The 18,967-nt window shown below is 50.1% G+C and carries 23 protein-coding genes and 1 tRNA gene; 17 read left to right on the top strand and 7 right to left on the bottom strand.

What is annotated here, in order from left to right; all coding sequences use genetic code 11:
• Positions 1 to 68 precede the first annotated feature (68 nt).
• Genes cysS through tilS form a run of 4 tightly spaced genes read left to right on the top strand, consistent with a single transcriptional unit; the run spans position 69 to position 4,616 of the window.
• On the top strand, positions 69 to 1,505 hold the full coding sequence (cysS, locus tag Q8M75_RS00670; RefSeq protein ID WP_305485080.1) for a cysteine--tRNA ligase: 1,437 nt from the start codon (positions 69 to 71) through the stop codon (positions 1,503 to 1,505).
• Entirely contained in the window at positions 1,490 to 2,239 is a 750-nt protein-coding gene (locus Q8M75_RS00665; protein WP_305485078.1) for a DNA-3-methyladenine glycosylase, read from the top strand. Before cysS ends, Q8M75_RS00665 begins: the two co-directional genes overlap by 16 nt.
• Before the next feature lie 9 nt (positions 2,240 to 2,248).
• Positions 2,249 to 3,220 (top strand): acetyl-CoA carboxylase carboxyltransferase subunit alpha, encoded by a 972-nt coding sequence (locus Q8M75_RS00660; RefSeq protein ID WP_305485076.1) that lies wholly within the window; start codon positions 2,249 to 2,251, stop codon positions 3,218 to 3,220.
• Positions 3,186 to 4,616, top strand: coding sequence for a tRNA lysidine(34) synthetase TilS (gene tilS, locus Q8M75_RS00655; RefSeq protein ID WP_305485074.1), 1,431 nt, complete (start codon positions 3,186 to 3,188; stop codon positions 4,614 to 4,616). Before Q8M75_RS00660 ends, tilS begins: the two co-directional genes overlap by 35 nt.
• Here the strand turns inward: tilS and Q8M75_RS00650 are convergent.
• On the bottom strand, positions 4,613 to 4,918 hold the full coding sequence (locus Q8M75_RS00650) for a type II toxin-antitoxin system RelE/ParE family toxin (protein WP_305485072.1): 306 nt from the start codon (positions 4,916 to 4,918) through the stop codon (positions 4,613 to 4,615). The genes tilS and Q8M75_RS00650 overlap by 4 nt on opposite strands.
• The gene (locus Q8M75_RS00645) at positions 4,915 to 5,220 is read right to left on the bottom strand and encodes a hypothetical protein (RefSeq protein WP_305485070.1); all 306 of its coding nucleotides are present in this window, start codon (positions 5,218 to 5,220) and stop codon (positions 4,915 to 4,917) included. The genes Q8M75_RS00650 and Q8M75_RS00645 overlap by 4 nt, the downstream gene beginning before the upstream one ends.
• 192 nt (positions 5,221 to 5,412) lie before the next feature.
• Here Q8M75_RS00645 and Q8M75_RS00640 point away from each other — a divergent pair, with 192 nt between their 5' ends.
• From Q8M75_RS00640 to nhaA, 4 genes are all read left to right on the top strand, one after another.
• Positions 5,413 to 6,663 carry an aspartate kinase gene (locus Q8M75_RS00640; RefSeq protein ID WP_305485067.1) on the top strand — a complete coding sequence of 417 codons (1,251 nt, stop codon included), beginning with the start codon at positions 5,413 to 5,415 and terminating at the stop codon, positions 6,661 to 6,663.
• Between the two features lie 53 nt (positions 6,664 to 6,716).
• A tRNA-Ser gene (locus Q8M75_RS00635) sits at positions 6,717 to 6,811 on the top strand.
• Between the two features lie 99 nt (positions 6,812 to 6,910).
• On the top strand, positions 6,911 to 7,963 hold the full coding sequence (locus Q8M75_RS00630; RefSeq protein ID WP_305485065.1) for an AI-2E family transporter: 1,053 nt from the start codon (positions 6,911 to 6,913) through the stop codon (positions 7,961 to 7,963).
• A gap of 184 nt (positions 7,964 to 8,147) precedes the next feature.
• Positions 8,148 to 9,341: a Na+/H+ antiporter NhaA gene (gene nhaA / locus Q8M75_RS00625; RefSeq protein ID WP_305485063.1), complete on the top strand. Its 1,194-nt coding sequence runs from the start codon at positions 8,148 to 8,150 to the stop codon at positions 9,339 to 9,341.
• A gap of 33 nt (positions 9,342 to 9,374) precedes the next feature.
• On the opposite strand, the gene Q8M75_RS00620 is transcribed toward nhaA, so the two are convergent.
• On the bottom strand, positions 9,375 to 10,043 hold the full coding sequence (locus Q8M75_RS00620) for an alpha/beta hydrolase (protein WP_305485061.1): 669 nt from the start codon (positions 10,041 to 10,043) through the stop codon (positions 9,375 to 9,377).
• An 84-nt stretch (positions 10,044 to 10,127) separates the two neighbouring features.
• Between Q8M75_RS00620 and Q8M75_RS00615 the strand changes: the two genes are divergently transcribed.
• Positions 10,128 to 10,634 carry a DUF1993 family protein gene (locus Q8M75_RS00615; RefSeq protein ID WP_305485059.1) on the top strand — a complete coding sequence of 169 codons (507 nt, stop codon included), beginning with the start codon at positions 10,128 to 10,130 and terminating at the stop codon, positions 10,632 to 10,634.
• Positions 10,635 to 10,652: 18 nt separating this feature from the next.
• Positions 10,653 to 11,153 (top strand): hypothetical protein, encoded by a 501-nt coding sequence (locus Q8M75_RS00610; protein ID WP_305485057.1) that lies wholly within the window; start codon positions 10,653 to 10,655, stop codon positions 11,151 to 11,153.
• Here Q8M75_RS00610 and Q8M75_RS00605 read toward each other — a convergent pair.
• The gene (locus Q8M75_RS00605) at positions 11,141 to 11,677 is read right to left on the bottom strand and encodes a thermonuclease family protein (RefSeq protein ID WP_305485056.1); all 537 of its coding nucleotides are present in this window, start codon (positions 11,675 to 11,677) and stop codon (positions 11,141 to 11,143) included. The genes Q8M75_RS00610 and Q8M75_RS00605 overlap by 13 nt on opposite strands.
• 146 nt (positions 11,678 to 11,823) lie before the next feature.
• Here Q8M75_RS00605 and Q8M75_RS00600 point away from each other — a divergent pair, with 146 nt between their 5' ends.
• From Q8M75_RS00600 to yjgA, 7 genes are all read left to right on the top strand, one after another.
• Complete coding sequence (locus Q8M75_RS00600; RefSeq protein ID WP_305485054.1) at positions 11,824 to 12,840, top strand: DUF6352 family protein; 1,017 nt, start codon at positions 11,824 to 11,826, stop codon at positions 12,838 to 12,840.
• Between the two features lie 76 nt (positions 12,841 to 12,916).
• Positions 12,917 to 13,084 carry a hypothetical protein gene (locus Q8M75_RS00595; RefSeq protein ID WP_305485052.1) on the top strand — a complete coding sequence of 56 codons (168 nt, stop codon included), beginning with the start codon at positions 12,917 to 12,919 and terminating at the stop codon, positions 13,082 to 13,084.
• Positions 13,085 to 13,200: 116 nt separating this feature from the next.
• Positions 13,201 to 13,659, top strand: coding sequence for a Smr/MutS family protein (locus tag Q8M75_RS00590; RefSeq protein WP_305485050.1), 459 nt, complete (start codon positions 13,201 to 13,203; stop codon positions 13,657 to 13,659).
• A gap of 15 nt (positions 13,660 to 13,674) precedes the next feature.
• Positions 13,675 to 14,016 carry a YqjD family protein gene (locus Q8M75_RS00585; RefSeq protein WP_305485048.1) on the top strand — a complete coding sequence of 114 codons (342 nt, stop codon included), beginning with the start codon at positions 13,675 to 13,677 and terminating at the stop codon, positions 14,014 to 14,016.
• 10 nt (positions 14,017 to 14,026) lie between these two features.
• Complete coding sequence (locus Q8M75_RS00580; RefSeq protein WP_305485045.1) at positions 14,027 to 14,392, top strand: phage holin family protein; 366 nt, start codon at positions 14,027 to 14,029, stop codon at positions 14,390 to 14,392.
• On the top strand, positions 14,389 to 14,700 hold the full coding sequence (locus tag Q8M75_RS00575) for a YqjK family protein (protein WP_305485042.1): 312 nt from the start codon (positions 14,389 to 14,391) through the stop codon (positions 14,698 to 14,700). The genes Q8M75_RS00580 and Q8M75_RS00575 overlap by 4 nt, the downstream gene beginning before the upstream one ends.
• Before the next feature lie 45 nt (positions 14,701 to 14,745).
• Positions 14,746 to 15,252, top strand: coding sequence for a ribosome biogenesis factor YjgA (yjgA, locus tag Q8M75_RS00570; protein WP_305485039.1), 507 nt, complete (start codon positions 14,746 to 14,748; stop codon positions 15,250 to 15,252).
• Here yjgA and Q8M75_RS00565 read toward each other — a convergent pair.
• The 3 genes from Q8M75_RS00565 to Q8M75_RS00555 all read right to left on the bottom strand — a co-directional run bounded on the left by Q8M75_RS00565 (position 15,249) and on the right by Q8M75_RS00555 (position 18,950).
• Entirely contained in the window at positions 15,249 to 16,547 is a 1,299-nt protein-coding gene (locus Q8M75_RS00565; RefSeq protein ID WP_305485037.1) for a DEAD/DEAH box helicase, read from the bottom strand. The two genes, yjgA and Q8M75_RS00565, sit on opposite strands and share 4 nt — an antisense overlap.
• A 237-nt stretch (positions 16,548 to 16,784) precedes the next feature.
• Positions 16,785 to 17,720, bottom strand: coding sequence for a tripartite tricarboxylate transporter substrate binding protein (locus Q8M75_RS00560; RefSeq protein ID WP_305485215.1), 936 nt, complete (start codon positions 17,718 to 17,720; stop codon positions 16,785 to 16,787).
• A gap of 420 nt (positions 17,721 to 18,140) precedes the next feature.
• Positions 18,141 to 18,950 (bottom strand): enoyl-CoA hydratase/isomerase family protein, encoded by an 810-nt coding sequence (locus Q8M75_RS00555; protein ID WP_305485035.1) that lies wholly within the window; start codon positions 18,948 to 18,950, stop codon positions 18,141 to 18,143.
• Positions 18,951 to 18,967 lie beyond the last annotated feature (17 nt).

Below are 18,967 nucleotides of genomic sequence, written 5' to 3'. Positions count from 1 at the left end.
CGATATACTCAGCGCTCAGTCTAACAAATCACGCTTGTTTTATCCGACTTGCCCCTTCTTTAGCGCCTATGCTGCAAATTTATAACACCCTTAATCGCTCCAAACAGGTCTTTACCCCCCTAGTTTCAGGACAGGTCAAGCTGTATGTCTGTGGCATGACGGTATACGATTTTTGCCACATTGGTCACGCCCGCGTGATGATTGTGTTTGATATGGTGGCGCGGTGGTTGCGTGCCAGCGGCTACGAGGTGATCTATGTTCGTAATATTACCGATATCGATGACAAGATAATTAATCGGGCGATTGAGAATGGGGAGCCGATTGCAGCCCTGACGCAGCGTTTTATTGACGCTATGCATGCGGATTCCGATGCGCTCGGTCTAATGCGACCTGATCAAGAGCCAAGGGCTACTGCTTATATTGAGCAGATGCAGGGCATGATTGGCCGCCTAATGGAGCAAGAGATCGCCTACCAGGCAGACGATGGTGATGTGAACTACGCGGTTCGCCTCTTTCCGGGTTACGGCCGCCTATCGGGCAAATCCCTCGATGATCTCAATGCGGGCGAGCGTGTTGCAGTCGGAAGCGGAAAGCGTGACCCGCTCGATTTTGTGTTGTGGAAAAGTGCAAAAGAGGATGAGCCCAGCGATACCCGCTGGCAATCCCCGTGGGGCGAGGGTAGGCCAGGATGGCATATCGAGTGCTCGGCAATGTCATGCGCGCTGTTAGGTCAGCATTTTGATATTCATGGTGGCGGCGCTGATTTGCAGTTCCCGCACCATGAGAATGAGATAGCTCAAACCGAAGGGGCGCTCTACGGCCAAGAGCGCGGTGACAGCGACGCACCTTGGGTAAATTACTGGATGCACAATGGTCATATTCGCGTAAATCAAGAAAAAATGTCCAAGTCCCTGGGCAATTTCTTTTTGATCCGCGATGTATTAAAGCAATATGACCCTGAGGTGATTCGCTTCTTTATGCTGCGTGCCCATTACCGCAGTCCCATCAATTACAGCGATGTCCAGCTCGATGAGTCCCGCTCGGGTCTCGCTCGTCTTTACACCGCCTTAGCCCAAGCAAATGGGACCACTGCGCCAGCAAAGCAGGATGCAGAGCTGGCTGCGCCATGGGTCCAGCGCTTCAATGCGGCGATGGATGATGACTTCAATACGCCCGATGCGATTGCAGTTTTATTTGATCTCGCTAGCGAACTTAACCGAAAGCATGCTGCAGGTGATTTTGATGCGGTACATGCGCTTGCTCAAGCATTGCAGAGCCTTGCCAGTGTTTTAGGATTTCTAGAGCGGGACCCATCCGCTTTTCTGCAAGGCGGTAATGCAGGTGAATTGGATGCGCCCGCCATTGAGGAATACATTGCTGCTAGGGCAGCAGCAAAGCAAGCAAAAGCATTTGATAAGGCAGATGCGATCCGTGCGGATTTGCTAAAGCAGGGCGTTGTCTTGGAAGATAAGCCAGGAGGGGTCACCGAATGGCGACGAGCGTAAAAAAACCAGCAGCAAAAAAACCGCTGGCGCGCAAAACCGCTGCAGCTAAAGCGGCAGGCAAAGCAGCGGAGCGTGTTCTACCACCCAACCAAGGTGAGCCCAGCTTAAGCCTGATGGCCCCCGATTACTGGGACCAAGCCTGCCAGGAGCTCATGAAAAATGACCGCATTCTGAAAAAGCTCATTCCCAAATATGGGACTGGTTTTTTAGTGACGCGCGGGGATCCATTTACCACCTTGGCAAGGGCGATTGTCGGCCAGCAAATCTCGGTATCGGCTGCCCAAGCCGTCTGGGATCGCATGGTGATTGCCGTTGGCAAAAAGGTGACTCCCGCCCGCATTTTGGCTGCAACGCCTGAAGCACTTCGCGCTGCAGGGCTTTCCGGTCGGAAGGTGGAATACATTCGCGATTTGGCCGATCACTTTGCCTCGGGACGGCTGCATGCCAACCAATGGCGCGATATGGACGACGAAAGCGTGATTCGGGAGCTGAGTACGATTCGGGGTATTGGTCGCTGGACTGCCGAAATGTTCTTAATATTCAATATGATCCGGCCGGATATCCTGCCTTTGGACGATATAGGACTGATTAAGGCGATTTCCCTCAATTACTTCAGTGGCGAGCCGGTCAGCCGCCATGAAGCGAGGGAAGTAGCTGCCAATTGGGCCCCGTGGAGAACGGTTGCAACCTGGTATATGTGGCGAAGTATCGACCCCATCCCCGTGGAATACTAAAATCAAGGTATGAAGACTACTTTTTTGGATTTTGAGCAATCCATCGCCGAGTTAGAGGCGAAGATCGACGAATTGCGTTTTGTGCAGGACGAGTCCTCGGTCGACATCTCCGATGAGATCAAGACGCTCTCTGAAAAAAGCCAGCAACTCATCAAAGATATTTATGCCAACCTGACTCCATGGCAGGTATCGCAAGTAGCACGCCATCCACAGCGCCCCTACACCTTAGATTACGTCGGCGGTCTATTTACTGATTTCCATGAACTCCATGGCGATCGGACATTTGCAGACGACCAATCGATTATTGGCGGCTTAGCCCGTTTCAATGGTGCGGCATGTATGGTGATTGGTCACCAAAAAGGACGTGATACTAAAGAACGGGCCTTACGAAACTTTGGTATGAGTAGGCCCGAGGGTTATCGCAAAGCGATGCGCTTGATGCGCCTTGCAGAGAAGTTTCAGATTCCTGTGTTTACATTTGTAGATACGCCTGGTGCGTTTCCAGGCATCGATGCTGAAGAGCGTAATCAGTCTGAAGCAATTGGCCACAACTTGTACACGCAAGCAGAATTAACTGTACCTATTATTGCCACCATCATTGGCGAGGGCGGTTCGGGCGGCGCCTTGGCAATTGCAATGGGGGATGTGGTGCTAATGTTGCAAAACTCAACCTATTCCGTTATTTCACCGGAGGGGTGTGCCTCTATTTTGTGGAAGACCGCAGCCAAAGCGCCTGAGGCCGCTGAGCAACTTGCCCTAACCGCACAGCGCTTAAAGGGTCTGGGCTTAATCGATAAAATTGTTGCGGAGCCCACGGGTGGCGCGCACCGCGATTACGCCAGCATGATGGACAATATGCGTAAGGCATTGACGGAGTCACTCAAGGTATTTCAGTCAATGGATGTCGATGCGCTTCTCGAGCGCCGCCATGAGCGCTTAATGAGTTATGGCAAGTTTAAGGAAACCAATCCCAAGGCCTAAGCCCACAGTAGGGCTGGCGCAATCCACCCGCGATGCTTTGCGTTTGGGGGTCGACAACCGAACAAGTGGTCCGCCAAGATTAGCGATTGCCTTAAGTGGCGGCCTAGATTCCGTAGTATTGCTGGATTCCATTTGCCGATTGCATCAGGCCCAGACGACAAAATCGGCCAGGCCAAGGATCTTCGCTTTTCACATTCACCACGGATTACAAAAGGCTGCCGATGATTGGCTTTTGTTTTGCGAGGCGCTCGCCAAAAAATATAAGATCGGTTTTGACTTTCGTTTGCTGCACATCGATACCACATTAAATCCTGGAAACATCGAGGCTAGAGCCCGTGCTGCACGCTATGAGGCTCTGACCGAGCTGTGCGTGTATCACGGCATCGAAGACCTCTTGCTTGCGCACCACCAAAACGATCAAGCTGAAACCGTGTTGCTGCAATTGATGCGTGGCGCTGGCGTTGCGGGATTATCTGGCATGCCCGAGAGTAGGATGCTGGCGATATCTAAGGAACAGGCCAGCAGCATTACGCTCTGGCGACCCTTGCTGCACTTACGTCGCGAGGAGCTGGAGGCCTATGCCCGCGAACATAAACTGAAATGGATTGAAGACCCCAGTAATCGCAGTAGTAAATATCGGCGCAATGCGATTCGCAAGAGCATCTTGCCTAAGTTGGAAGGCATTCAACCTGGGGCCACTGCCAATCTGGCGCGCAGTGCCGAGGTGTTGGCGCAGGCTCAGCAATTGCTTGATCGCCTCGCCCAGCAGGATGGCAAAAAAATGCTCAGGCTCAAGAACTATACCCTCAGCGTACAGCCATTGCTGGACTTACATGCGAGTGATTCAGCAGCGGCAAATAATGTGTTGCGCTACTGGCTTAAGGTTGCCTGCTTGACCATGCCATCCCATGAGCGCCTCCAGGCGTGGTGGCTTGATTTACAGCGTGCTCGCAGCGATGCCAAACTGGAGTGGCTTCACGATGAGCACAGTATTCGATTGTGGCGTGGGCAACTCCAGATCAGTGCATCGGCAAATCCAGAAGAGCGCGCGCAGGGTGAGTGGATTTTTGTATCCGTCTCTGCGAGGAGTGCGCAAGGAGGCTTACCAGCCGCATGGCTTACAAAGGCGAAGAAAGCTGGCTCTATGGAGCTTCGTGAGCGCAGCGGTGCTGAACGACTGCAAGTCGCCGCCAGTGGGCCACGCAAAACACTGAAAAATCTTTACCAAGAAAATGCGGTACCCCCTTGGGAGCGCCAGGCTCCGCTTCTCTATATCGATGGTGAACTGGTCGCGGTAGCAGGAGTGGGGGTGAGTTACCCCCATCTGGTCTACACGGGCAGGCGGATGGCACCCGAGTGGAAGCCATTATCCGATTCGAGGGGCGCTACTTCCTAGAGCGTTATCCCAGCCTCACGTTGGTGCCGGATTGTCAAAATCCAAACCTGCGCCTCATCTTCAATGCTGTACAAGGCAACGTAGCCTGTTTTGCCATACGAAATCACCAGCTCGCGTAAATCGCCTTCGATTGCCTGATCGCCTTGAATCAGCCTGCCAATAAATGGATGCTGTTTTAGTACTAATAGGCCATCTTCGATCAGATCAAGTGCCTTGCTTGCTGCACTTTTGTCATATTCAAGTAAAAAGTCAGTCAGGCGGATAAGGTCGTTGTAGGCGCGTTCTGTGAGCGCAACCTTCACCCTTGCTTGACCTTCAACGTTTTTTTGCTTGCTACCTGTAATCGTATGCGCTCCAATGCGTCTTCCAGCTGAGTTACTTTGCCCGTCTTGATGGTCGATTTGCGCGATTCAATTGCATCCCTGATAAAGCTATGTCGCATGGATTGTTGCTCTGTTGCGCGCTTAATGGCTTCGACCATAAAGGCATGGGTTGTCATACCCAGCTCCTTCGCTGCCGTTGCAGAATGCTTCTTTAGCGTCTCGCTCAGCTTGATCGAGGTCGTACTGGATTTGCTATCTGTTTTGCTGCTGATTTTGCTCATGGATACTTTCTGCAGTATGAAGCGATTGAGAAGAACCGGTGTAAATGCAAAATGATTGCCTTAAGGTGTTACTTTAGTAACACTTATTCTAGTTAGTCTGCAGACTGTCGTCAAGCCATCAGGGTCGATTGGGAGAAGAAGACTGTAAAATAGCTTTTTTAGCAATTTGCTTCTTTTAAAACTGCACACTTTATGGCATTAATTGTTCACAAATACGGTGGCACCTCGATGGGCTCGGTTGAGCGCATCCAGAATGTCGCCAAACGCGTCGCTAAATGGATGCGTGCTGGCCACCAGGTCGTGGTCGTTCCATCGGCAATGTCCGGTGAAACCAATCGCTTACTTGGCCTTGCTCGCGACATTAACCCGAGCGCCAATCCAAGGGAGTTGGATCAAATTGCCTCCACTGGCGAGCAGGTGAGCTCGGGTTTATTAGCCTTGGCGCTTCACAAAGAAGGCATCGATGCAGTCAGTTACGCGGGCTGGCAAGTCACCATTCATACTGACTCGGCATTCACGAAAGCGCGCATTATGGGCATCGATGATCAAAAGATCATGGCCGATCTCAACGCCGGCAGGGCAGTCGTCGTCACCGGCTTTCAGGGGGTCGACCCCAACGGCAATATTACGACCTTAGGTCGTGGCGGTTCCGACACCTCCGCGGTAGCAATGGCGGCCGCACTCAAAGCAGACGAGTGTTTGATTTATACCGATGTGGATGGGGTTTACACCACCGATCCACGAGTGTGTGAAGATGCCCGACGCCTGGATAAGATCACTTTTGAAGAGATGTTGGAAATGGCCAGCCTCGGCTCGAAGGTATTGCAAATTCGTTCGGTTGAGTTTGCTGGTAAATACAAAGTCAAAACCCGGGTTCTGTCGTCGTTGACCGACCCACTGATACCCCTCGATATGGAAATGAAGTCGGGTACCTTGATTACATTTGAAGAGGACAGCACCATGGAAGCCGCCGTTATTTCAGGCATCGCCTTTGCCCGCGATGAAGCGAAAATTACCGTACTCAGCGTACCGGATCGCCCTGGTATTGCTTATCAAATTCTGGGCCCCATAGCCGATGCTAACATCGACGTTGACATGATTATTCAGAATCAGTCGGTGGATGGCAAAACGGACTTTACCTTTACCGTACCCAGGGCCGATTACCAAAAAGCCATGGATCTGCTCAAAAATACCGTGCAGGCCCACATTGAGGCCAAAGAAATCGCGGGTGATCCTAAAGTATCGAAGGTATCTGTCGTTGGTGTTGGTATGCGTTCGCATGTTGGCGTAGCCAGCAAAATGTTCCGGACCTTATCGGAAGAAGGCATCAATATTCTGATGATTTCGACAAGTGAGATAAAGATCTCAGTCGTGATTGATGAAAAGTACATGGAGTTAGCCGTACGTGCCCTGCATAAGGCATTTGAACTCGATCAAAAGTAAGAAAATCCCATAGAAACGGCGCATCCGTTAAACTGTGGGCTGTTTTGAAATACGGAGACGTGGCCGAGCTGGTCGAAGGCACTCCCCTGCTAAGGGAGCATCGGGGCTAAAACTCTGATCGGAGGTTCGAATCCTCTCGTCTCCGCCAGATTGTGCAAATGAGCCCCTGTATTGGGGCTCTTTGTTTTTCTAGGCACTTGATTGCTTCACTGAGGTCGTAGTAATTGATAAGAGCAAAATCCAAATCGTGAACCCATTCATTACGAATCGCCTTGCCGTTTTGATAGCCTCGCTTGGTCTTGGTATTGGTTGCCTATTGGTCATTTGGCCCTTTCTAACCTCACTGGCCTGGGCCGCTATTTTAGTAACGAGTACTTGGGGTATCTTTAAGCGCCTTGACCGCTGGTTTGGTAATCGCCGCCTACTGACGGCTTTGGTAATGACTTTGCTTGTAACGGTTGTATTACTAGGCCCCATATCGGCAGTTGCGCTCGCGCTCTCCGACAACATCAGCGACATCACTGCCAATATCATTCTTAACTTTCAGGATGGGTTGCCAGAGGAGGTGCTGCAGTGGCCGCACTATGTTCCTATCTTTGGCGATGCGATCGCAAATTACTTGCAGCAATTTGTTCATGATAAAGCGCGGCTTAAAGTCGAACTGCAGACCTTGGCGGCACCCTTGCAGGCTTTTGCGTTGGCCAGCGGACGGATTGCATTGCAGGGCGTTCTGGACATGGCTCTGTCGGTATTCTTGACTTTCTTTTTCTTTTTACACGGTAGTAGTTTATCGAGCAAACTCTCGGTCTTTGCAAAACGACTGAGCGGTGAACGGGGTGAAGGTCTGATTGCCGTTGCCGCTGAGACAGTGCATGGTGTTATCTACGGTGTATTAGGTACTGCATTGGCTCAAGGCGTGCTCGCAGCAATTGGATTTGCGATAGCAGGGATACCATCCTCGATCTTGCTGGGCTTAATTACGTTCTTTTTATCGGTGGTGCCAGTGGGCCCGCCTTTAGTTTGGGGTGGGGCTGCATTCTGGCTGTTTCAGCAGAACGAAACGGGCTGGGCTATTTTCGTATTAGCGTGGGGCTTCTTACTTGTCAGCACAGTCGATAACATCATTAAACCCTTCATCATTAGTAGGGGCTCGAACTTACCCTTTGTGGTGGTTTTCTTAGGTGTGCTGGGCGGAGTGATTGCGTTTGGAGTGATTGGTGCATTCTTAGGGCCTGTTCTGCTGGCAGTGACCTATCATCTCGTTCTGGAGTGGACATCCGATGCTGAAAATAAGCGGTAGTTGAAGCTCAGGAAACAAATCTACCCCTTGCTGGGAGTGCTTAAGGTGTAACTCCCAGTCGGTATCTGACCTTGCTTGCAATAACTATAAATGCAAGGGTTATTTATATTTACGCCAGAATGCTTTAATACAGTTTGTATTTCATGCGGCTAACTGCATCATTACTAATTGGAAAACCATTGCCATGGGCAATAAAAATAAACACAAATCGCTCTTTACCTTCTTTTCCAATGCGTCATCCGGCGGCATTATTTTGGCGCTGGCCGCGATCGCTGCTCTGCTTGTAAGTAATTCCTCTTATGGCGATTGGTACCAAGCCTTTTTAGCCATTCCAGGGGAGATAGCTATCGGCGATGGTGGTTTGGTTTTATCAAAACCCCTGATTGTTTGGGTCAACGACCTATGGATGGCTGCATTCTTTTTCTTGGTCGGCCTAGAAATCAAACGGGAGTTTTTGGTCGGTGAATTATCTGGCCCGGGCCAATTAACGTTGCCAGCACTATCGGCTCTAGGCGGTATGGCTGTTCCTGCCTTGATCTACGTTGCACTCAATCAAGGAGATGCTGCCGCTTTGCAGGGTTGGGCGATACCCGCTGCCACGGATATTGCTTTCGCATTGGGCATCGTTATTTTATTGGGTAGCAAAGTACCGCTCTCGCTTAAGGTATTTTTAACCGCAGTTGCGATTATTGACGACCTCTTGGCGATTGTGATTATTGCGCTGTTCTATACCTCTTCTTTATCGCTCACGATGCTGCTCGGCGCCTTTGGTGCTGGATTCGTTTTATTTATTCTCAATAGACTCAAGATTACTCGGGTCGATGTCTACATTGTGGTGGGCATTGTGATGTGGCTTTTTGTATTGAAGTCAGGTGTGCATGCCACATTGGCTGGTGTTGCTACTGCATTAGCGATTCCAATGCGCGATAGTCAGGGCCACTCACCACTGGAAACGCTTGAACATGGATTGCATCCGTGGGTCGCATTTTTGATCTTGCCTGTCTTTGCGTTCTCGAACGCGGGGGTTGTTTTATCGGGTGTGACGCTCGATACATTGCTTGCACCCATTCCGCTCGGAATTATTCTTGGCTTGTTTGTTGGCAAAACCGTTGGGGTTTTTGGTGTAAGTTACTTACTCATTCGGATGGGCTGGGTAAAGGCGCCTGCTAGCGCCAACACCTTGCAATTACTGGGCATCAGCATTTTGTGCGGCATCGGCTTTACGATGAGTCTTTTTGTCGGCGGATTGGCGTTTATTGGCCTCGATCCGAGCTACACCTTGCAACTCAAAATTGGTGTTCTGTGCGGCTCCTTATTGTCTGGCTTAGTGGGTACTGCCTTGTTGCTCATCGCAGCAAAACACAGCAAAACTACCTAAAGAGATGCGCTGTATTGGACCGTGAAGGTCCAATCATGATGCCAGTACGCGCCGTAAAAAATGCCCAATATCAATTACCTCAATGGGGTGCAGAGAGTGCTCCATTGGGTAGTTTTTCCACTGCACATCGTAGCCATTGGCTTGCAGAAAATCACGCGACCGTTCGCTACGCTCTGGAATGATTACCGCATCCCAGTCGCCATGCGCTAAAAAGATAGGCGTATCTTGATTGGCCGGATTGCGCTCGGCCGACAAGCTCGAAGCTAAAGGTAGATAGCCGGAGAGCGCCATAATGCCGGCCAGGCGCCGTGGAAAGCGAAGTCCTGTATGCAGTACCATCGCGCAGCCTTGGGAAAAGCCAGCCAACACAATGTTCTGGTAGGCGATGCCGCGGCTCGCTTCCCGCTCTATCAGGGCGCCAATGGCTTTAGCTGAATTCTGAATACCGCTCGCATCTTCTGGGTCACTATCGCTTCTGCCAATGATGTCGTACCAGGCTGGCATTACATAGCCGCCGTTGACCGTGACGGGCATGCTTGGGGCGCTTGGAAAGACAAAGCGGATTCCGGGCAGGCCACCTAAGTCCAATTGGGGGACAAGGGAGGCAAAGTCATTGCCGTCGGCGCCAAGGCCATGCAGCCAGATAATGGCAGCGCTTGGGTTATCGGAGGTTTGCATTTCAATGCAGGGCAGGAGTTCCATGGTTGCTTTGGTAAGAAAGTGAAAACCGTATTTTAAGTCGAGTATGCTGATAGCAACTCAACTCACTGGATCAACCCCTTTTTTATGACTATTTCCATGTACCAGGCCAGCGCGCCACGCCTGATTAACAGTATGCGCAATTTATCTGCCATTTTGGATAAAACTCAGGCCTACATTGATGCCAAGAAAATCGATCCGGCAGCGCTACTGCAATTTAGACTCTTTCCAGATATGCTCAATTTCACTCGGCAGGTACAAATCGCTAGCGATACCGCAAAAGGGGTTGTTGCCCGTTTGGCTGGTGTCGATATCCCAGTATATGAAGACAATGAAACGAGCGTGGCCGAACTGCAGGCACGGATTGCAAAGACTATCGCCTTTATCGAAGGATTCACACCAGCCCAGCTCGACGGAACCGAAGAGAAGGCCATCGTGACCAAGCGGGGTGATAAAGAAACCCATTACACCGGTATGCAATTTTTACTAGGCCATGCCATTCCCAATGTGTACTTTCATGTATCGATTGCGTATGCCATATTGCGCCATAACGGCGTAGAGATTGGTAAACGGGATTATTTGGGCAAGCCATAATTACCCACCTTTGAAGTAATGCTCAAGCGCATTTACCGTTTTCTTGCTGGCCAACCTACTGCAGCCCTTGGCTATGTTCGCCATGACGGCGGCAGAATGGCTGCGGGTTTTCAGGGCGATGCGGGTGATTGTGTGGTCAGGGCCATTGCCATCGCCGCACAGCGTCCCTACCTTGAGGTCTATGAGGCCCTGCGCAATGCCAATGCAAACTATGCTGAGGGCCGCACCAGTCGCCTCGCTAAGCACATTGCAGTGCGGGGCTCTACGCCGCGCAACGGCAATCATCGTGCTGTGTTTCATGATTACATTTTGAGCTTAGGCTTTGAATGGGTGCCAACCATGGCAGTAGGGCAGGGTTGTCAAGTGCACTTGCGCCAGCACGAAATTCCCGCTGGAAGACTGATTGTGAAAGTATCCAAACACCTCAGTGCGGTGATCGATGGGGTAATTCACGATACGCATAATCCTGCACGAGGCGGGACCCGCTGCGTGTATGGCTACTATATTCAGAAGCGATAGCTGGTTGCTGCTTTCGCTGCGCGGGCCTGGTCTTTAGCTTCTTTACGAAATTCCCAAGGTGGTACCGGATTGGGGTCTGCCCACAAGCCCCGTTGCTTTGAGCGCGCATCCGCCTCTGCCTTTGCATAGCGCTGTGCTTCTTCCTTAGGCTGGTCTTTGGCATAGTGTTTGTAGAACCAGGCGTAACCATCCTGAATCATACTTTGGTTGATATCGACCCCACCAAGGTAAATCACACCAAGATGGCGTCCATACTGGTCTTTTTTTCGTAAATCTACTTCCACATCGTGTTTAAAAATGCGGCTGGCCAAATGATCGCGTGCCTTTGTGCCAAAGGCTTGCTTTTTTTCCGGGGTATCAATTCCAGCCAAGCGAATTTTGAGCTGCTGTTTGTCTTCCGTTAGCAAGGTAATGGTATCGCCATCGCTGATGGCAACCACGAGGCCAGGGGTAAGGGGGGTAGCACCGATTGCGGCCGAAGCAAATAAAACAAGGCCAATTAGAAGGGAGCGAAAGGCATTCATCGGATTATTGTTACATTTTTGGTGATTATTGCCCCGTTATTTTATGTAATCTACTAAATTAAACATACCTACATTCGAAAGCGCCCTAAATTAGGTGACAATCGCATGTGTTGTATTTCTTTTGATTGTTTGCTGAGCGAGTTTTTATGCCTTCTTATTGGTCCAGTAGCCCGTATCGCCACCTTCGTGTTAGTCCCGATAACCAGTTAATCGTGACGGATGATTTTTTGCGTACCTATTTGGAGCGGCCTGAGCTTGCCTTAATTCCCGAGTCGTGTGCGGCTGAGCGAGCCCTTCATCAGCGTTTGCTTGAAAACCCCCGCGCAGAAATCAGTGAAGCCGAAATTGTCCAGATGCAGGATGCTGACATCCAAGTCAATTACGGCATTTGGTTACGTTACCGCGCTAAGCTCCTCAAGGCGACCTCACTCGAAAACTTTTACATGAGCTTATTTGAGGGCGAGGGCGTTGATGTACCCCCTTTATTTATTACTCAGCTAACCCAGGTCTTTTTACAACACATCTTGGGTGAAGACGCCGCACCGCTTGAGCTACGAATGGCAGAGCTCTTTTTTAGAACGCAGGCGATTTCCATTCAGGAGGGCGGGGTAGTGATGGCCGCCGATGCCCAGACGATTGAGCGCAGTGCGAAGGCCGATCAGTTCGGTAGCATTGTGGATTTACTCAAGCAAGGCACGATGGCTTCCCAATCGGTCGATTTGGATGTGTTGCATGAAGAAAATGCCAGCAACTATTGGGAGCGCAATGAAGACTTTGATTTTGCGGTTCAGCTTAACTATAGTCAGCCTACAACACGTAGCTTTTGCAGTGTGCTGCAAAAATGGATTCACCATTTTTTAGGGGTCGACGTCAAAATCAAGCCCCTGAAAGAGGTTAGCGATCCCAATTGGGTCTGGCATGTGGGCCTCGATGCATCTTCGACTGAAATTCTCAATGCGCTGTACAACAAAGAATCGGTTGATGAGCCTGATATGGCGCGCTTACTGTGCTTATTTCGTTTGGAGTTTATTAATTCGACCGATACACGACCTGAGTTTGCAGGACGGAATGTGTATATGGCAATTGCAATGAACGAGAAAAATGAGCTCAAATTAAAGCCCCAAAACCTCCTGTTTAACCTCCCGCTGGCAAAATCATCGTAGTCTGACGCACTGCAACGAAATCAGGTATGATCTAAGTATTAACCCTTAGATATTAACCCTTAAATCGGAGCATTTCATGAACCAGACTATTACAAGCCCTTCAGTAAAAATTGAATTAAATACCTCATTTTTATCTGAAATAATCAATAAATTCAGTACTTTAGTGAGCATTATCCAGGAGTCTTCGGCCGAAGCAAAAGAGCAGTATAAAAAGCACTCCATTTTGGGTGGTGGCTGGGAATAAGCAGCGCATCGGCCTAAGTTAGGCTAAATGGCGAGATCCAAAGAAGGGGTGAGTCGGTTGCGACTCACCCCTTCTTCTTTTGCGCTTACAGCATATTCCTTCGGTATAGTGCCCCAATGCCTAAAATCCAGCGTACGCTACCTGCGGAATGCCTTGAGTGCGGCAATCCCCGACCATTAATGGGGCATTGCACGCATTGCGGCAGTACCGATTTGCCGCAGGCCCTCACTGATACCGTAGTCATTAATTTAGAGGCGGGCGGTCCAACGGCAGAAGAGGCCCTGGAGCGCCTTACCCAGCATGTGCGTGCTGCCAGTGAGGCTGGTATTCGGGCTTTGATTGTGATCCATGGCTATGGCTCGAGCGGCTCTGGGGGCAAGATTAAATGGGTAGTGCGCGACGCCCTAGAAAATAATTACTTCTCAGATCGCGTAGACGAGTACTATTTTGGTGAGGACTTGGCGTTTGGAAGCAATGGCTACCATGCCGTCATTAAACGCCGCTCCAGTCTCAAACCGCATTTGAGTCAGTTTAAGATAGGCAACGCTGGCATGACCGTATTGCTGATGCACTGAATAGGAAAACACATAATGACTACCCACCACAAACCCAAAGTAGATAAGTCGACTAAGGAGCCCGTTGATACAGCGCAATTACTTACCGACTTTAAGACCTTGGTAGCCGATGCCGAGGCATTACTTCAGGCGACTGCAGACCAGGGCGGTGAGGGTATCGCGCAGATCCGAGCGCAGGCACAGGACTCGCTAGCGCAAGCAAAAACCAATTTGATGGACGTGCAGGATGAGTTAACTGCAAAAGCCAAAGCGGTAGCAGCCGATGCTGATGCGTATGTGCATGAGAAGCCGTGGCAATCCATCGGTATTGCAGCAGGCCTGGGCTTGCTGATCGGCCTATTAATTAGCCGTCGCTAAGAGGATCCGCATGTCAGTAGAGGCAATGCTTTCATCGCTTAAAAATGCAGGATCGACTGCACTCGAGATTATTCAAACCCGCTTGGAGTTGTTTTCGAGTGATATTCAGATTGGCTGGCAGCGCCTTCTTTCGGTTCTAGTGCTTGTCATCGTCGCACTCTTTAGTGTGTTGTTTGGTCTAGTGCTGCTTGCCATCTTGATTGTGGTTTTGTACTGGGATACCCATCGCGTATTCGTGTTGTCATTAATGGCGGCCGGCTTTTTATCCATCGGCATCATCCTGGCTTTATTCGTGCGTGCCCAAATAAATTCGATGCCGAAATTGTTTGAGGCCAGTTTGGGCGAGTTGGTTAAAGACCGGGATCATTTGGCATGAGCGCACGCTTAAATAAACTCTTGGAGCGGCAACAGCGCTTGATTGCCAAATCGGCAGCACAGCGGGATTCCATTGCGGCCGATATGCGTGTGTGGCAAAGGCCAATGGCATGGGTTGATCGCGGTCTCGGCGTGGTTCAGTTGATGCAAAACAACCGTGTTTTGATGTATGCTGCTTTTGCCTTATTGGCAAGTTACAAGCCAGCAGGCGCTCGTAAGCTCGTGGTATTTGCGGTGAGTGCGCTAAAGATAGCGCACCACGTACGTGATTTAATTTCACCCAATACTTCATCCAAGCCAAAGGCTTAGGCCGGGCTATCGGCACTGGGCGGGATTGCGACTAAAATACGCCTTATGCCATTGAAACCCGAAGAAGACGATCTAGGCCCGAGTAAGTCAGAATTAAAGCGCGAGATGACCGAGCGCCAAAAATTGGCCGAAGTGTTATCGAAGTTAAGTAGCGATGCACTCAAGAGCGTTCCGCTGGAAGAGAACATTCGTGATGCGATTGCGCAAACCCAAAAGATTAAAACATTTGAAGCCCTGCGGCGCCATAAGCAGTATTTAGGTAAATTGATGCGCGCACTCGATGCCGAGGAAATTGCTGCGATTGAAAAGCGCTTAGAGATTATTGAAGGGCCTGGCAAAGTAGAGACAGCAAAGTTGCATCAGCTTGAGGCACTGCGCGATCGACTCATTGCCAATGATGCTGCCTTGACTCAGTTAATCGAGCGCTTTCCAGACCTAGATGTGCAAAATGTTCGTACGCTTATTCGCAACGCACGAAAAGAAAAGGAGCTGAATAAGCCTCCCAAAGCGTATCGCGAGATCTTCCAGCTGCTGCGTAGTTTAGATACTTAACTAGCCTTGCGTGCTGGCCTCGATTGCGGGCGTCGTGGTGCGTTACTCGGCCTTGGCGCATTTCCAGTCGGCTTCTTACTTGCCTGCCCCTGACCTCGACCTTGCCGCTGGCCTTGACCACTACGTAATTGAATAGGCTGCGGTTTAGCATGCGGATCTGGCTCAAATCCAGCAATTACTTCTTGTGGCAAGGTTTGTTTAATTAGTCGCTCGATGTCACGTAGCATTTGATGCTCATCAACGCAAACCAAGGAAACTGCAACACCATTAGAGCCAGCACGGCCCGTGCGGCCGATGCGGTGGACGTAATCTTCTGGCACATTGGGTAAGTCGTAGTTAACCACGTGGGGCAGCTGATCAATATCAATACCGCGGGCAGCAATGTCGGTGGCGATCAAGGCCGTTAACTTACCCGCCTTAAAGTCAGCCAAGGCCTTGGTCCGAGCAGATTGGCTTTTATTGCCATGGATGGCCATACAAGTAATGCCATCCTTTTCTAATTGCGTTACCAGTTTATTGGCCCCATGCTTGGTCCGCGTGAAGACCAGCACTTGCTCCCATTGATTCGATTTAATTAAGTGTGCTAACAAAGGGTGTTTGGCAGTACGGTCTACCGGATGAATCTTTTGGGCGATGGCATCGTTGGTGCTATTGCTGCGTGCCACCTCTATCAATGCCGGCGAATTGAGAAGGCCGTCGGCCAAGGCTTTAATCTCAGTAGAGAAAGTGGCTGAGAATAGGAGGTTTTGGCGTTGCTGCGGTAAGGCTGCCAATATTTTTTTAATGTCGCGCAAAAATCCCATGTCCAGCATGCGATCTGCTTCATCCAAAACAAGAATCTCAACACCTTTAAGTGAGACTGCGTTCTGACCCATGAAATCCAATAAACGGCCAGGGGTCGCCACCAAGATATCGAGACCACTTTGGATGGCTTTGAGTTGCGGGTTAGGGCCAACGCCGCCAAAAATGACGGCGGACTTGAGTTTGGTGTACTTGCCATAGGTCATCACAGACTCATGGACCTGCGCAGCTAACTCACGGGTAGGCGTCAAAATGAGCGCACGAATCGTGCGACGACTACCTGCTGCTGGTGGAGCTCCTGTGATGAGGCGCTGCAAGATGGGCAGGGTAAAGCCAGCGGTTTTGCCAGTACCTGTTTGGGCTGCTGCCAATAGATCACCGCCTTTGAGAACCGCAGGGATCGATTGGCTTTGAATTGGGGTTGGGGTGGTATAGCCATGCTCTTTGATGGCTAAAAGGATAGGGTCGGATAAACCGAGTTCTGTAAATAACATGTAAACCAATACAAAAATAAACCAAATAAAAAAAACAGGAAGAACAAAAAAAGGAAATCAGAAAGAAGGATATGGAGCTGAAACGACTGGCGTTTTCAGAAATGGATCCCTTGCGTGTTTCTAGGCGATCTGGCTCTTCGAGCGCGTGAGATCAATAAGACCTCAGTACGGAGAATAGCACAGCGGGCATGAAAAAAGCCGCTGATGCAGCGGCTTTTTCAGTGGGGCTAGATCGAATTAATCGAGCTTAGCGCCGGATTTTGCTACAACAGCAGCCCAGCGCTTCACGTCTGCGTTCACTTGCTTGCCGAATTCTTCACCGTAGAGGTTGGGAATCTCGGAGCCGTTCGCCGCCCAAATTGCTTTGAGTTTTGGTGTGTTGAGTGCTTTTTGAACTTCAGCAATCATCTTGTCAACGATGGGCTTTGGTGTGCCGCGTGGAGCAAACAGCGAATACCAGGTTGACACGATATAGTCAGGCATGCCAGCTTCTACAAAGGTAGGTACATTTGGAATAGCTGGATTGCGATTCTTCGATGCCACTGCAATCGCCACCAACTTACCAGCATTAATTTGCGGTGCGGACGTTGCCAAGCCATCAAACTCCAGATCAACCTGACCGGCTAACAAGTCACTCATTGCTGGACCTGCACCGCGGTAAGGAATGTGAGTAATAAAGGTACCGGTTTGAATTTTATAGAGCTCGCCAGCCAAGTGATGCACTGTACCGCTGCCGGCGCTAGCGAAGTTGAACTTACCTGGATTCTTTTTCATCAGCTCAACGAATTCCTTGGCATTGCGCGCACTCACTTTTTGTGGGTTCACAACTAAGACCTGGGGCACGTTTGCAAGCATGGCTACTGGAATAAAGCTCTTCTCAATGTCATAGTCCAAATTCTTATACATCGAAGGAGCGATGGTGTGGTGCGTAGCGCCCACAAACCAGTTATAACCATCAGGTGCTGCTTTAGCTGCAGCAGAGGCGCCAACGGTACCACCAGCACCGCCGCGGTTATCAATAATCACTTGCTTGCCAAGTTGCTCGGTTAACTGGGCAGCTAGAGGGCGTGCGAACGCATCAGTACCACCGCCTGCTGGGAATGGGTTCAGAAATGTAATGGGCTTAGCTGGCCATTCTTGTGCAATTGCTGCAGTACCTGTTACCAAGGACATGCAAAGCGCAGTCTTTAGTAACTTCTCAATCAATGCGTTTTTGATCATTATTCTTCTTCCTTCTTCATTAAAAAATTGGCTCTAACGTAATTCAGTACTTCAAAAATTCAATACAGGAGTTCAAGGAACGAAAGCAGTCTAGCTGAGAATCAATATTAAAAAAGTGACAAGGGTCAATTAAACCCCAGTGCCTTTAATGATCTTGTCTCATCCTAGCGGTCTTCCGCCATGTTGTTCTTGTAACAAAAGGCTATTTTTCATTGAATTTCTTCTCAGCCATATAGCGGTTTACCCCTAGCAACTGGACTGCCGTCTAGATAGGGACTGGCCTATAAGAACTCCGCCCTGAATACAAAGAAAGGCCTGTGTTATGTGGTCAGGACGGTGATATGTTTTTTTTACCGGGTCGGTAGTCTAAATCTATTTACCTTCCCACTTAGGGGGTATTCCACTTAAAAAGGCATTTACGCCGGTTTTAAAGTCAGCGCTGCCATAGCATTCGCGTACTAAGTCGTCGCAATTGGGTAATTGACTCCGAAGGATGCGGTGAATGGTTGCTTTTGATGCTTTCTGCGTCACAGGGGCAAGTGAGCTGAGTTTTCTGGCTAAAGTGCTTGCTGCGCTATCCATTTCTTCGGGGGAGTAGGTTTTCAGAATGAAGCCATTAGCAAGCAGTTCGTTCGCAGGCACGAGCTCAGCTAAGAGCAGCATGCGCTTTACGATACCAACGCCGAGATGATGCGTCAGCCATGCAACATTACCAGCCGATAGGCAATTTCCGAGCGTACGGGCGATGGGGACGCCAAAACGAGCATCGTGCGTAGCGATCCGAAAATCGCAGCAGCTAGCAATTGCAAGACCACCACCCACGGCCAAACCCTCCACTACGGCGATGGTTGGAATCGGCAAGTCAATTAAAGGCGCAAAGTAACTATCAATCGAGGCCTCATAAGTAATGCCGTCAGCGCCGCTAGTAAAGCTGCTGAACTGGGCAATATCACTACCAGACACAAAGGATTGACCACCCGCGCCGCGCAGAACTACCGCCCGAATGCTTGGTGTCTGGGCAATTTCCAGGCAAATACTGCGCAGACGCTCATACATCCCCACGGTCATGGCGTTACGCGCAGCCACATGATCAAAGGTAATGTGTGCCACATTGTTTTCTACAGAAAACAGGACTTGAGCAAGCTTAGGTGCGGTAGAAGGGGGTGTGGCCGAAGTGTTCATAAATGATTTATATTAGA

The organism is Polynucleobacter sp. (assembly GCF_030693775.1).
In the GTDB taxonomy this organism is placed as follows: domain Bacteria; phylum Pseudomonadota; class Gammaproteobacteria; order Burkholderiales; family Burkholderiaceae; genus Polynucleobacter.
Note: the sequence above shows the minus strand (reverse complement) of the source record. Positions and strands in the feature narration are given on the sequence as shown.

Coding starts and splice junctions, on each gene's coding strand:
- Q8M75_RS00600 (WP_305485054.1), top strand. CDS start 11,824: ATGCCTTCTTATTGGTCCAGTAGCCCGTATCGCCACCTTCGTGTTAGT.
- Q8M75_RS00665 (WP_305485078.1), top strand. CDS start 1,490: ATGGCGACGAGCGTAAAAAAACCAGCAGCAAAAAAACCGCTGGCGCGC.
- Q8M75_RS00645 (WP_305485070.1), bottom strand. CDS start 5,220: ATGAGCAAAATCAGCAGCAAAACAGATAGCAAATCCAGTACGACCTCG.
- yjgA (WP_305485039.1), top strand. CDS start 14,746: ATGCCATTGAAACCCGAAGAAGACGATCTAGGCCCGAGTAAGTCAGAA.
- Q8M75_RS00610 (WP_305485057.1), top strand. CDS start 10,653: ATGCTCAAGCGCATTTACCGTTTTCTTGCTGGCCAACCTACTGCAGCC.
- nhaA (WP_305485063.1), top strand. CDS start 8,148: ATGGGCAATAAAAATAAACACAAATCGCTCTTTACCTTCTTTTCCAAT.
- Q8M75_RS00660 (WP_305485076.1), top strand. CDS start 2,249: ATGAAGACTACTTTTTTGGATTTTGAGCAATCCATCGCCGAGTTAGAG.
- Q8M75_RS00595 (WP_305485052.1), top strand. CDS start 12,917: ATGAACCAGACTATTACAAGCCCTTCAGTAAAAATTGAATTAAATACC.
- Q8M75_RS00560 (WP_305485215.1), bottom strand. CDS start 17,720: ATGTCCTTGGTAACAGGTACTGCAGCAATTGCACAAGAATGGCCAGCT.
- Q8M75_RS00585 (WP_305485048.1), top strand. CDS start 13,675: ATGACTACCCACCACAAACCCAAAGTAGATAAGTCGACTAAGGAGCCC.
- Q8M75_RS00605 (WP_305485056.1), bottom strand. CDS start 11,677: ATGAATGCCTTTCGCTCCCTTCTAATTGGCCTTGTTTTATTTGCTTCG.
- Q8M75_RS00640 (WP_305485067.1), top strand. CDS start 5,413: ATGGCATTAATTGTTCACAAATACGGTGGCACCTCGATGGGCTCGGTT.
- cysS (WP_305485080.1), top strand. CDS start 69: ATGCTGCAAATTTATAACACCCTTAATCGCTCCAAACAGGTCTTTACC.
- Q8M75_RS00580 (WP_305485045.1), top strand. CDS start 14,027: ATGTCAGTAGAGGCAATGCTTTCATCGCTTAAAAATGCAGGATCGACT.
- Q8M75_RS00575 (WP_305485042.1), top strand. CDS start 14,389: ATGAGCGCACGCTTAAATAAACTCTTGGAGCGGCAACAGCGCTTGATT.
- Q8M75_RS00615 (WP_305485059.1), top strand. CDS start 10,128: ATGACTATTTCCATGTACCAGGCCAGCGCGCCACGCCTGATTAACAGT.
- Q8M75_RS00620 (WP_305485061.1), bottom strand. CDS start 10,043: ATGGAACTCCTGCCCTGCATTGAAATGCAAACCTCCGATAACCCAAGC.
- Q8M75_RS00555 (WP_305485035.1), bottom strand. CDS start 18,950: ATGAACACTTCGGCCACACCCCCTTCTACCGCACCTAAGCTTGCTCAA.
- tilS (WP_305485074.1), top strand. CDS start 3,186: ATGGCAAGTTTAAGGAAACCAATCCCAAGGCCTAAGCCCACAGTAGGG.
- Q8M75_RS00565 (WP_305485037.1), bottom strand. CDS start 16,547: ATGTTATTTACAGAACTCGGTTTATCCGACCCTATCCTTTTAGCCATC.
- Q8M75_RS00590 (WP_305485050.1), top strand. CDS start 13,201: ATGCCTAAAATCCAGCGTACGCTACCTGCGGAATGCCTTGAGTGCGGC.